This window comes from Pseudomonas sp. 9.2(2024), assembly GCF_039695385.1.
In the GTDB taxonomy this organism is placed as follows: domain Bacteria; phylum Pseudomonadota; class Gammaproteobacteria; order Pseudomonadales; family Pseudomonadaceae; genus Aquipseudomonas; species Aquipseudomonas paraglycinae.
The window spans coordinates 4334958-4346930 of the sequence record NZ_CP155585.1 but is presented as its reverse complement, the minus strand read 5'-3'; the positions used below and the strand labels follow the sequence as shown (position 1 = coordinate 4346930).

Annotated in this window: 12 protein-coding genes; 5 read left to right on the top strand and 7 right to left on the bottom strand. The window is 62.9% G+C overall.

Annotation, left to right across the window (positions count from 1 at the left end; genetic code table 11):
* Nucleotides 1–43: 43 nt before the first annotated feature.
* Both selD and mnmH read left to right on the top strand, forming a co-directional pair.
* Entirely contained in the window at nt 44–1078 is a 1035-nt protein-coding gene (gene selD / locus ABFB52_RS19515) for a selenide, water dikinase SelD (protein WP_129974238.1), read from the top strand.
* Nucleotides 1078–2181: a tRNA 2-selenouridine(34) synthase MnmH gene (gene mnmH, locus ABFB52_RS19510; RefSeq protein WP_129974239.1), complete on the top strand. Its 1104-nt coding sequence runs from the start codon at nt 1078–1080 to the stop codon at nt 2179–2181. Before selD ends, mnmH begins: the two co-directional genes overlap by 1 nt.
* A gap of 27 nt (nt 2182–2208) precedes the next feature.
* Here the strand turns inward: mnmH and ABFB52_RS19505 are convergent, their stop codons facing one another.
* Nucleotides 2209–2883: a histidine phosphatase family protein gene (locus ABFB52_RS19505; protein ID WP_085745881.1), complete on the bottom strand. Its 675-nt coding sequence runs from the start codon at nt 2881–2883 to the stop codon at nt 2209–2211.
* A gap of 295 nt (nt 2884–3178) precedes the next feature.
* On the opposite strand from ABFB52_RS19505, the gene ABFB52_RS19500 reads away from it, so the two are divergent.
* Both ABFB52_RS19500 and hemB read left to right on the top strand, forming a co-directional pair.
* Entirely contained in the window at nt 3179–3877 is a 699-nt protein-coding gene (locus ABFB52_RS19500) for a glutathione binding-like protein (RefSeq protein WP_039770231.1), read from the top strand.
* A 142-nt stretch (nt 3878–4019) separates the two neighbouring features.
* Complete coding sequence (hemB, locus tag ABFB52_RS19495) at nt 4020–4994, top strand: porphobilinogen synthase (RefSeq protein WP_085648205.1); 975 nt, start codon at nt 4020–4022, stop codon at nt 4992–4994.
* 4 nt (nt 4995–4998) lie between these two features.
* On the opposite strand, the gene ABFB52_RS19490 is transcribed toward hemB, so the two are convergent.
* On the bottom strand, nt 4999–6534 hold the full coding sequence (locus ABFB52_RS19490) for an FAD-dependent oxidoreductase (RefSeq protein ID WP_129974240.1): 1536 nt from the start codon (nt 6532–6534) through the stop codon (nt 4999–5001).
* 194 nt (nt 6535–6728) lie between these two features.
* Between ABFB52_RS19490 and ABFB52_RS19485 the strand changes: the two genes are divergently transcribed.
* Nucleotides 6729–7817 carry a DUF1615 domain-containing protein gene (locus tag ABFB52_RS19485; protein WP_129974241.1) on the top strand — a complete coding sequence of 363 codons (1089 nt, stop codon included), beginning with the start codon at nt 6729–6731 and terminating at the stop codon, nt 7815–7817.
* A 78-nt stretch (nt 7818–7895) separates the two neighbouring features.
* Here ABFB52_RS19485 and ABFB52_RS19480 read toward each other — a convergent pair whose 3' ends face one another.
* The 5 genes from ABFB52_RS19480 to ABFB52_RS19460 all read right to left on the bottom strand — a co-directional run bounded on the left by ABFB52_RS19480 (nt 7896) and on the right by ABFB52_RS19460 (nt 11972).
* Nucleotides 7896–8336, bottom strand: a complete 441-nt coding sequence (locus ABFB52_RS19480; protein ID WP_011335081.1) for a hypothetical protein — start codon at nt 8334–8336, stop codon at nt 7896–7898.
* A gap of 113 nt (nt 8337–8449) precedes the next feature.
* A complete protein-coding gene (locus ABFB52_RS19475; RefSeq protein ID WP_129974303.1) occupies nt 8450–9145 on the bottom strand; it encodes an anti-sigma factor in 696 nt (231 codons plus the stop codon).
* Nucleotides 9142–9675: a sigma-70 family RNA polymerase sigma factor gene (locus ABFB52_RS19470; protein ID WP_178082648.1), complete on the bottom strand. Its 534-nt coding sequence runs from the start codon at nt 9673–9675 to the stop codon at nt 9142–9144. The genes ABFB52_RS19475 and ABFB52_RS19470 overlap by 4 nt, the downstream gene beginning before the upstream one ends.
* A 42-nt stretch (nt 9676–9717) precedes the next feature.
* Entirely contained in the window at nt 9718–10239 is a 522-nt protein-coding gene (locus ABFB52_RS19465; RefSeq protein WP_064597927.1) for a DUF3455 domain-containing protein, read from the bottom strand.
* A gap of 119 nt (nt 10240–10358) precedes the next feature.
* A complete protein-coding gene (locus ABFB52_RS19460) occupies nt 10359–11972 on the bottom strand; it encodes an ABC transporter ATP-binding protein (protein WP_129974301.1) in 1614 nt (537 codons plus the stop codon).
* Nucleotide 11973: the final 1 nt, after the last annotated feature.

Below are 11973 nucleotides of genomic sequence, written 5' to 3'. Positions count from 1 at the left end.
CCCTCTGCTAAAATCCCTCCCACTGCCTCCCGGAGACTGCCCCATGACCGAGCCCATCCGTCTGACCCAATACAGCCACGGCGCCGGCTGTGGCTGCAAGATTTCGCCCAAGGTGCTGGAGGTGATTCTGGCCGGCAGCGGGGCGCAGAACCTTGATCCGAAACTGTGGGTCGGCAACGCGTCGCGCGATGATGCGGCGGTGTATGAGATCGATGCCGAGCGCGGGGTGGTGTCGACCACGGATTTCTTCATGCCGATCGTCGACGACCCGTTCGACTTCGGTCGCATCGCCGCCACCAACGCCATCAGTGACATCTACGCCATGGGCGGCGATCCGTTGATGGCGATTGCGATCCTCGGCTGGCCGGTCAACGTGCTGGCGCCGGAAGTGGCGCGAGACGTGATTCGCGGCGGACGTGCGGTGTGCGATGCGGCGGGGATTCCGCTGGCCGGCGGGCATTCGATCGATGCACCGGAGCCGATCTTCGGTCTGGCCGTCACCGGGCTGGTGGAAAAGCGCTTCATGAAACGCAACGACACCGCCACCGCCGGTTGCCTGCTGTACCTGACCAAACCGTTGGGCATCGGCATCCTCACCACCGCCGAGAAGAAGGGCAAGCTGCGCCCCGACGACATCGGCGAGGCCCGGGACTGGATGTGTACGCTGAACAAGCCCGGCAGCCGTTTCGGCAAACTGGCCGGGGTCACTGCCATGACCGACGTCACCGGCTTCGGGCTGCTCGGGCATCTGGTGGAAATGGCCGACGGCAGTCACCTGACGGCGCGCATTTTTTATGACCGGGTACCGCGTCTGGCGAGTGTCGAGTATTACCTCGAGCAGGGCTGCGTACCGGGCGGCACCCTGCGTAATTTCGACAGTTATTCGGGCCGCGTCGGGCGGGTGCAGGAATTGCACAAGCGGGTGCTGTGCGACCCGCAGACCAGCGGCGGATTGCTGGTGGCCGTGACCCCCGAAGGCAATGCCGAATTCCTCGCCGTCGCTGCCGAACTCGGCCTCGCGCTTGAGCCGATCGGTGAGTTGATCGGGCGACAGAGCCACGCGGTCGAGGTGAATTGATGTCCATCGACGTCACCGACTACCGCGACATCTTCCTCAACGACCGGCCGCTGATGGACGCCCGTGCGCCGGTCGAGTTTCACAAGGGCGCGTTTCCCGGGGCGCTCAATCTGCCGCTGATGAACGACATCGAGCGGCAGCGGGTCGGCACTTGCTACAAGCATCACGGTCAGCAGGCCGCCATCGAGCTGGGCCATCAATTGGTGTCCGGCGCGGTCAAGGCCGAGCGTCTGCAAGCGTGGGCGGAATTTGCCCAGGCGCATCCCGACGGGTTTCTTTATTGCTTTCGTGGCGGCCTGCGCTCGCAGATCGTCCAGCAGTGGCTCAAGACAGAAGCCGGCATCGATTACCCGCGTATCGGCGGTGGCTACAAGGCGCTGCGGGGTTTTCTGATCGACACGCTCGAATCCGCCCAGGCCGACTGTGATTTCGTGTTGCTGGGCGGCATGACCGGCACCGGCAAGACCGAAGTGCTGGTGCAACTGCGCAACAGTGTGGATCTGGAAGGCCATGCCAATCACCGGGGCTCGAGTTTCGGCAAGCGCGCCACCGGTCAGCCGTCGAACATCGATTTCGAGAACCGGCTGGCCATCGACTTCCTGAAAAAACGTGCGGCCGGCATCGATCAGTTTGTGCTGGAGGATGAGAGCCGGGTGGTGGGCAGCTGTGCGCTGCCGCTGTCGCTGTATCAGGGCATGCAGCAATACCCGATGGTCTGGCTGGAAGATCGTTTCGAGCAGCGCGTCGAGCGGATCCTGCGCGATTACGTGGTGGATTTGTCCGCCGAATTTCAGGCAGTGCATGGGGACGAGGGTTTCGGGCGGTTTTCCGAGCGGTTGCTGGACAGCCTCGACAACGTGCACAAGCGCCTGGGCGGCGAACGGCATCGACGGATGCGGGTGTGGATGGAAGAGGCGCTGGCGGAGCAGAGCCGCAGCGGGGCGGTGGATTTGCACCGCGCGTGGATCGAGGGTTTGCTGCGCGAGTATTACGACCCGATGTATGTGTTCCAGCGCGAGAAGAAGGGCGGGCGGATCGAATTTGCCGGGGAGCGGCAGGCCGTTATCGAATATTTGCGTCAGCGAATCAAACCCCAGGCCTGACGGGGCCCGAGCGGGCCCCGGGCAAACTCAGGTCGGACAGCTTTCCTGGCCGTTATCCAGCCCCTGTTTGTAGCTGTGGCTCTGCAGGCTGGCCTTGCCGTTGTGCCAGGTCAGGGTCAGCACGTACAGCGAGTCGTAATCGCTGGATTCCCAATCTTCGGTGATCTTCTGCTTCTCGCCGACGGCCTTGCCCGCGACCTTGTTGATCAGCTCCGGCAGGTAGCCGTGGGACCACGCGGTGTAAATGGTCGAGTTGTGGTACTTGTCGTCGGTCAGTTCCCGGGCCAGGTCGCTGGTGTCGTTGGCCGAGAACTCGATGTTCACCGGCAGGCCGAGCTTGATCGCCGCCGGGCTGATGGTCATCAGCGGGCGGATGTAGCTGTAGGAGTTGTCCAGCTCGCCTTCCTCGACATTGCGCGTCGGGTTGGCGGCGAACACATAGTCGGCCTTGCCGAATTTTTCCGGTAGCAGGGTCGACAGGTCGATCGCCCGGTTCAGGCCCTGGCAGTTGAGCTGGCCGAGACCACCGGCGGGTTTCTCGGCATGGCGCAGGAACACCAGGGTCTGGGTGCCGTCCACCGGTTGCGCACGGCTTTCGCTGGATTCCAGCGACAGGAACAGCGCGCTGACTGCCAGCAGGGTGGGCAGGGCCACATACGCGCGATGTTTGAAGCGGTTGGCGACTTTCATCAAGTTCGTCATGGGATAAGGCGTCTTCAGTCTGTTCGGTTAAGGCTGACAAACCTCTGCACCGGTGCGTGGGCGCCGGGTGTTTTCCCTGTCATCACTGGCTTGCTTGGAGCCCCCTGAGGCCCGTTTGGTTCGATTCGGTTACGTGCGCGGCACTTTAGCGTTCAACCTGCGCTATTGAAGGGAAGGTTAACCACAGGATGTTGCGGATTTAAGTAAGCCGGCGGGCGAGGGCGTAAAGAACCCGAGCCAGAGCGCTGATCGTGGATTATGCTCAGGCCTTTCATTTTGTGACTGGATGCTACACATGACTGATCTGTCCGCGTTCCCGATCACCCAGAAATGGCCGGCGCAGTACCCTGACTGGATTCAGCTCTATTCCCTGCCGACCCCCAACGGCGTCAAGGTCTCGATCATGCTCGAAGAGATCGGCCTGCCCTACGAGCCGCACCGCGTGGGCTTCGACACCAATGACCAGATGTCTCCGGAATTCCTCTCTCTGAACCCGAACAACAAGATCCCGGCGATCCTCGACCCCCACGGTCCCGAGGACAAACCGCTGCCGTTGTTCGAATCCGGCGCGATCCTGATCTACCTCGCCGACAAGAGCGGCCAGTTGCTGGCCCAGGAAGGCGCGCTGCGCTACGAAACCATTCAGTGGCTGATGTTCCAGATGGGCGGTATCGGCCCGATGTTCGGCCAGCTCGGTTTCTTCAACAAATTCGCCGGCAAGGACTACGAAGACAAGCGTCCCCGTGACCGCTACGTCGAAGAAAGCCGCCGCCTGCTCAGCGTCCTCAACACCCGCCTGGAAGGCCGCGACTGGATCATGGGCGAGCGCTACACCATCGCCGACATCGCCACGTTCCCGTGGGTGCGCAACCTGATCGGTTTCTACGAAGCCGGCGATCTGGTCGGCATCAACAACTTCCCGAACGTCACCCGGGTGCTGGAGCGCTTCCTGGCGCGGCCGGCCGTTGTGCGCGGCCTGACCATTCCTTCCTGACCCTGTTGCAGCCGGGTGCGCAGATTGTTGCGTGCCCGGTAATGCACTGTTGATTGATCCAGGTTTGTACCCCGTCCCTCGCAAGGCATAAGCTTCGCCCCCTACGACTTTCGTCTCATCCGCTGTTTTCAGGAAAGGCCCCATGTCCAGTCAGTTCCCCGAAGCACGTCCACGCCGTCTGCGCCGCAATGCGAGCCTGCGCAGCCTGTTCCAGGAAACCGAGTTTTCCCTCAACGATCTGGTGCTGCCGATCTTCGTCGAAGAAGAGATCGACGACTTCGTGCCGATCAAGAGCATGCCCGGCGTGATGCGTATTCCCGAGCGCAAACTGGCCGGCGAAATCGAGCGTTACGCCCGGGCCGGGATCAAGTCGGTGATGACGTTTGGCGTGTCTCATCACCTGGACGCCAACGGCAGCGACACCTGGCGTGAGAACGGTCTGGTGTCGCGCATGTCGCGGATCGCCAAGGACGCCGTGCCGGAAATGATCGTGATGTCCGACACCTGCTTCTGCGAGTACACCGATCACGGCCATTGCGGCGTGATGCACAACCATGAAGTCGACAACGACCAGACCCTGATCAACCTCGGCAAGCAAGCGGTAGCGGCAGCCCGTGCCGGTGCCGACGTGATCGCGCCGTCGGCGGCGATGGATGGCCAGGTGCGGGCGATTCGCCGGGCACTGGACGACGCCGGCTTCACGCAGATTCCGATCATGGCCTACTCGACCAAATTCGCCTCGGCGCTCTACGGCCCGTTCCGCGAGGCCGGCGGCAGCGCGCTGAAGGGCGATCGCAAAAGCTATCAGATGAACCCGATGAACCGCCGCGAAGCCCTGCGCGAATCGTTGCTTGACGAGCAGGAAGGCGCCGACGCGCTGATGGTCAAACCGGCCGGCGCGTACCTGGACATCATCCGCGACATCCGCGAAGCCTCGAACCTGCCGCTGGCGGCGTATCAGGTCAGCGGCGAGTACGCGATGATCAAGTTCGGCGCCCAGGCCGGGGCCATCGACGAAGATCGCGTGGTGCGCGAAAGCCTCGGTGCGATCAAGCGCGCGGGCGCGGATCTGATCTTCACCTACTTTGCGATGGACCTGGCCCTGGCCGGGATCTGATCCTTCAGGGACAACTGAAAAACGGCCGGATCCCGTGATCACGGAAATACCGTTCGATCACCTTCGGATCCGCGCTGTTGTCGGCAATCGCCACGTAGGTATCCGGGCGCAGCAGGTAAAAGCCGTTGCGCCCCAAGCCCGCCGTTTCAAATGCCGGGCGCCAGTCGAACACGTGCAGCGGCAAGTGATGTTCATTGCACCAGGCGATCATCTCGTCGCTGGTGTCGCCGTACACATGCACCTGCCAGCACGGGTGGCGCAACGGCTCGTAATTGTCCCCCTCGCCATCATGGGCCCACGGCAAGCGGTCACCGCCGTGGACATGCCCGGCCACGCCTTCGCTCAATGCCATGCCCCGATAGTTGACGGTGATTTGCGACACCGTGCGAAACAGGAATTCGCGGCTGGTCTCGAACGCGGCCATTTTCGGAATCAGGAACGGTGCCAGTCGCGTGCGCAACAGATCGGCCATGCGGCCTTCGGCGGTGACGAAGCTGAAAACTTTGTCGGTGGTCGACACCAGTCGCCGGGCGAAGGCGATGCGTTCGGTTTCGTAGCTGTCGAGCAGTTTGGGCGTGGCCGCGCCGCCGAGCACTGCCGCGAGTTTCCACGCCAGATTGATCGCATCGCCGATGCCGGTGTTCATGCCCTGACCGCCGGCCGGGCTGTGTACGTGCGCCGCATCGCCGAGCAGAAACGCCCGGCCTTTGCGAAAGTGATCCGCCACCCGATGATGCACTCGGTAGGTGGAGAACCAGTTGACGTCCTCGATGTGCACGTTCAGATGTTCGATGGCGCGATTGCTGACATCCGAGAATTCCAGGGTTTCGGCGCGATCCGCACGTTCGTCGCGCACGGTGCCGATCAACCGCGCACGGCCTTCGCCGGCCAGCGGGAACACCGCCAGAAAGTCCGCCTCATCCAGATCCAGATGCAACTCGCCGTTGAGCGCCGGGCCGCTGGCCCGCACATCGGCGACGTAGAAAATCTGCTGATAAGTGCCGCCGGGAAAACCGGTGTCGAGGGTTTTGCGCACGACCGAACGGGCGCCGTCACACCCGGCCAGATAGCAGGCCTGGCAGATTTCCTGCTCGCCATCCGGCAGGCGCAAATGCGCGGTAAGGCCGTCGCCGTTTTCGGTGAAACTCTCCAGCGTCGTGTTGCGCTCGACGGTCACGTCGTAGTCTTCGAGGCGGTCGATCAGCAGCCGCTCGTGTTCGTCCTGCGGGTACATCTCCAGAAAGGCATAGGGCGTCAGGCCTTCACCGATCCGGTTCAGCGGCAGCTGCGCCACGGGTTTGCCCTTGACCCAGAAATTCGCCGCGGCCACCCGGTGACCGTTGCGCACCACCGCGTCGGCCAGATCCAGTTGCCGGTACAGCTCAAGGGTGCGCGCCTGCACCGCCAGCGCCCGCGACGTGGTGCCCGGAGCGGAAGCCTTGTCGATGATGCGCACGCGCACGCCCAGTTTGCTCAGCCACAGGGCCAGCACCAGTCCGGTGGGGCCTGCGCCGATGATCAGAACATCACTGCGGTTCATGGTCTGTCCTCCTCGCGTGTCCTGATCCAAGACTTGCCACTGAGTGTGCAGCAGCAAGTATGGATCAGACGGCGAGGGCGGCCAGTCGGCCTGCCAAACGGGGCGATGGAACAGCGCCGCCGGCCCGCAGTCCTATCCTGCACCCTGCGATTGAGCGTAGGGTTAACCCGGCTCAACGGACTGGATGAAGCGTTATGCACACCCCTCGATTAATCGTCAGCCTCGCCGCGCTGCTGGTACTGGCCGGTTGCGCCGGTCAACGCAGCGAAGAACCGGCGCCGCGCCCGCCCGCCGAGGTCAAGGCGCAGATCGTGCGCCTGCTGCCGGCAAAAACCGTCGACCGTCAGGGCTGGGCCACTGACATCTACGCGGCGTTCGCCGCCCAGGGCATCAGCCCGACCACACAGAATCTGTGTTCGGTGCTGGCCGTCGCCGAGCAGGAATCCACCTTTCAGGTCGATCCGCCGGTGCCCGGACTGGGCAAGATCGCCCGTGATGAAATCGACCGCCGCGCCGCCAAGGTGCATATCCCGAGCCTGTTGATCAGCGGCGCCTTGCAGGTGCGTTCGCCCAACGGCAAGACCTACAGCGAACGCCTGAGCGCCGCCCGCAGCGAAAAGGAATTGAGCGCGATTTTCGACGACTTCATCGGTTCGGTGCCGATGGGCCGTACGCTGTTCAGCGGTTTCAACCCGGTGCACACCGGCGGGCCGATGCAGGTCAGCATCGAATTCGCCGAGAAGCATGCCAAAGACTATCCGTACCCGGTGGACGGGACGATTCGCCGCGAGGTGTTCAGCCGTCGCGGCGGGATGTATTTCGGCATCGCCCATTTGCTCGGTTATCCGGTGAGTTACCGCGAACCTTTGTACCGCTTCGCCGATTTCAACGCCGGCTGGTACGCCAGTCGCAACGCGGCGTTTCAGAACGCGGTCAGCCGGGCGTCGGGCATTCCGCTGGCGCTGGATGGCGACCTGATCCGCCCGGGCGCGATCATGCCGGGCAGCACGGAACTGGCGGTGCGCACCCTCGGCAAATCCCTGGGCATGCGCAATCCGGTGATCCGCGATCAACTGGAGAAGGGCGATAGCCTGGCTTTCGAGGAGACCAAACTGTATCAACGGGTCTTCGAGCTGGCGGAGCGTGCGGAAGGCAAGTCATTGCCCCGTGCGGTGCTGCCGGGCATCGTGCTGCAGAGCCCGAAGATCACCCGCAAGCTGACCACGGCGTGGTTTGCCAAACGGGTCGACGAGCGTTATCGGCGCTGCATGGCCAAGGGCTGAGGACGATCAAAAGGGAATAAAAAAACCCGGCTGACGGGAGCCGGGTTTTTTCTGGGTTGTTGCGATCAAGCCATTCATTCAGGCAACGCGGCGTTCGATCAGACGATCCGAACCACCTTCGGCAACACGGCGTTCGATCAGACGATCCGAACCACCTTCGGCAACACGGCGTTCGATCAGACGGTCCGAACCACCTTCGGCAACGCGGCGTTCGATCAGACGGTCCGAACCACCTTCGGCAACGCGACGTTCAATCAGACGATCCGAGCCACCTTCAGCAACGCGACGTTCAATCAGACGATCCGAACCACCTTCGGCAACGCGGCGTTCGATCAGACGATCCGAGCCACCTTCGGCAACGCGACGCTCGATCAGACGATCCGAACCACCTTCGGCAACGCGACGTTCGATCAGACGATCCGAACCGCCTTCGGCGATCATGGTGTGGGCAGGTTTGGCGGCAAATGCGTTGAAGGCCAGAACCGAGAGGGCAATGCTGAGGATGACTTGGCGTTTCATGATGGTGTGCTCCGGGGGTGTTGTTTGTTTGGTATGGAGCCGATGTTACGCCCGGGATTTTTTAAGAGAACTTCATTGACGTGATGGTGAACATCGACGCCGATGATGGTTTGTCACAGCACCTTCACTGCGCGGCCGATTGCCTGGATCGGCCCGGTAGGTTTGCCGATCGGCGAACCGGTGGCGCCTTCCAGCGTCAGCTCGAACAACTGGTTCGGTTGCAGCGGCGGCAGCTTGTCCAGCGGGATCGACAGCGCCTGGCCCGGTTTGACCAGCCCCAGCGACACCGGACCCTGCCAGCCGTCGGCCTTGGTCCAGAACTCCAGCGCCTTGTCGGCCGGCACCTCGACCACGCCCAGCGGAATCAACTGGATCTCCCGTGGACTGCTGGCCTGTATCACCCAGCCCGGCGCCTTATCCTGCGGGGCGACCAGCACCACCAGAAAGCTCGGTTTCGGTGTGGTCTGGGTCAACAGGATCGAACCCAGCAACAAAGTCGCGGCCAACCCGGCAGCGCTCAATCCGCGCCACAGCGACAGGCGATTCCACCATGAAATCTCGGGCGCCACTTTATGGGCGAGTTGCCCGACACTGCGTTCGATGCGCTGCCACAGCTGCGGCGAGGGCTGATGCGCCGGGGCGAGGTCGGTCAGCTCCAGCAGACGCCGCTCCCAGGCATCCACCGCCGTTTGCAGCTCGGGCTCGTTGGGCAAGCGTCGTTGCACTTCGGCGCGCTCTTGGGCCGAGAGGGTGCCAAGCACGTATTCGCTGGCCAGTTCATCGCGTTCCTGCGCCGATTCGGTGGTCATCCCATGCACTCCCGCAACGCATTGAGGCTGCGTTTGATCCAGGCTTTGACGGTGCCCAGCGGCGTGTCGAGGCGTTGGGCGATCTGCGCGTGGCTGTAACCGTCGACGTAGGCGTGAAGGATGCAGCGGCGGCGTTGCGGTTCCAGTTGATGCAGGCAGCGATGGATGCGGGTCGATTGCGCCAGCGCATCGAAGTCGTCATCAATCGCCAGAGATTCGTTGCTGTCGTTCAACGGCGTTTCCCGGTCGTGATTGCGCAACACATTCAACGCCAGATGGCGGGTCACGCTGAACATCCAGCCCCGGGCCGAACCGCGCGCCGGATCGAAACCCGCCGCGCCGGCCCAGATCTTGATGAATGCGTCGTGAACGATGTCTTCGGCCAGCGCCGTGTCGCGCACCAGACGTCGGGCCACACCGAGCAGCCGCGAGCTTTCCTGCACATACAATTCGCGCAGGGCCCCGCGCTCGCCGCGGGCACAGGCGGCGAGGCGGGCTTCGTAATCGAACGCGGTTTCGGGTAATGGCATGTCCTGCAATCTAGCAAGCATCGAGCAAACGTCCAGTCAGGCTCAGTTCGCGGCCCAGAAAATGTAGTCGGCCTGGTACTTCACCACTTCCTGTTTGCCCTTGTTCGCCGCCGTGCATTCGCTGCCCGGCGCCACGCCGCCCTTGAGCGCGACGCGCTGGATGTAGCTCACGCCGCTCATCGCGCCTTTGCCCTCGGCGGGGTTGGCCTTGACCAATTGATAGGGCAGGTTGCCCGGGCTCGACGGCGCGACGGCCAATTGCGTGCCGGTGACTTTCGAGCCGTCCTTTGCCTGCCAGGTGGCGGGCGGGCCGAAGTAGGTGCCGACCTGTTTGCCGCTGCGATCGTTGAGCACCGCTTTGGGGCCGACGAACACCCACTCGGTCTGGCCGGCGGCATTGGCCTTGTCCCGGCATTCGTAGGTGATCTCGCCGACCCCGGTGGTTTCCATCGCGATCTTGTGACCGTCCGGCACCTTGATCGCATCGGGATAACTGCTTTGGGCAAAGCTTGTCGAGGCGACGGCGAGCAAACCGGTGAAGCCGATCAGTTGGGTGATGTTCATCAGTGTTTCTCCGAAAAAGGGTAAACCGCTGACAGCCGAAAGGGGGCTGTTACAGGGACTACCCGTGACGGAGGCGTTTGGATGCAATGGCCGGAAAATAAATCTGAAAGCACTGAAGGTCAGATTGCTGGAACCCGCTCACCCCCGGTTTTTGCCAATGCCAGGCCGGAGGCTTTCAGCAGTTCCTGGGTATAGACATGCTGCGGCGCCGCAAAAATCTGGCGCGACGCTCCCTGTTCCACCACCTTGCCGTCCTTGATCACCATCAAATCGTGCGCCAGTGCATGCACCACCGCCAGGTCATGGCTGATGAACAGGTACGTCAAGCCATGGCGGATCTGCAACTGCCGCAATAATTCCACCACCTGTTTCTGCACCGTGCGGTCCAGCGCCGAGGTCGGTTCGTCGAGCAGAATCAGCGCCGGTTCCAGCACCAGCGCCCGGGCGATGGAAATGCGCTGGCGCTGGCCACCGGAGAACTCGTGGGGATAGCGATGGCGGCTCTGCGGATCGAGGCCGACTTCCTCCAGCACGCGGATCACCGCCGCTTCGCGTTCTTCGGCCGTGCCGATGCCGTGGGTCAGCAGGCCTTCGGCGATGATCTGCTGCACCGACATCCGTGGGCTGAGGCTGCCGAACGGGTCTTGGAACACCACCTGAATCTGCCGGCGCAACGGGCGCATCAAGCGCTGATTGAGCAGGCTCAAATGCTTGTTGCCGAAGCGAATCTCGCCCTCGGATTCCACCAGCCGCAGAATCGCCTGGCCCAGCGTCGACTTGCCCGAGCCGGACTCGCCGACAATCCCCAGGGTCTTGCCCCGTTGCAGACGGAAACTCACGCCGTCCACGGCCTTGATGTATTCCTGGGTGCGGCTGAACAACGACTTGGGCAGCGGGAACCAGACTTTTAGATCATCCACTTCCAGCAGATTGTGATCGTAGCGACTCGGCACCGGTGCGCCGGACGGTTCCGCCTCGATCAGCAGGCGGCTGTAAGGATGCTGCGGGGTGCGGAACAGCGTTGCGCAGTCGGCCTGTTCGACGATTTCCCCGTGGCGCATCACGCACACCCGTTGGGCGATGCGTCTCACCAGATTGAGGTCGTGACTGATCAGCAGCAGCGACATGCCGAGGCGTTGCTGCAACTCGATCAGCAGCTCGAGAATCTTCTGCTGCACGGTCACGTCCAGCGCCGTGGTCGGTTCGTCGGCGATCAGCAATTGCGGCTCGTTGGCCAGCGCCATGGCGATCATCACCCGTTGCCGCTGGCCACCGGAGAGCTGGTGCGGATAGGCCTTCAAGCGCTGCAACGGCTGGCGAATGCCCACCAACTCCAGCAGCTCCAGCGTGCGCTGGCGTGCGGCGCGACCCTTGAGCCCCTTGTGGATCTCCAGCACTTCGCTGATCTGCTTTTCCACCGTGTGCAGCGGGTTCAGCGAGGTCATCGGCTCCTGGAAAATCATCGCGATGCGGTTGCCGCGCAAGCCGCGCATCTGCTGCTCGCTGGCATGCAGCAAGTCCACGCCGTTGTAGCGGATGCTGCCCGTGCTGCTGACCGTTTTGCCCGGCAGCAAACGCAGGATCGAGTGGGCCGTCACCGACTTGCCCGAGCCGGATTCGCCGACCAGTGCCAGGCACTCGCCACGGCGGATGTCGAGGTTCACGCCGTGCACCACTTCGTGCCCGGCGAAGGCGACGCGCAGGTCGCGGATTTCAATCAGGTTGTCGGTCATT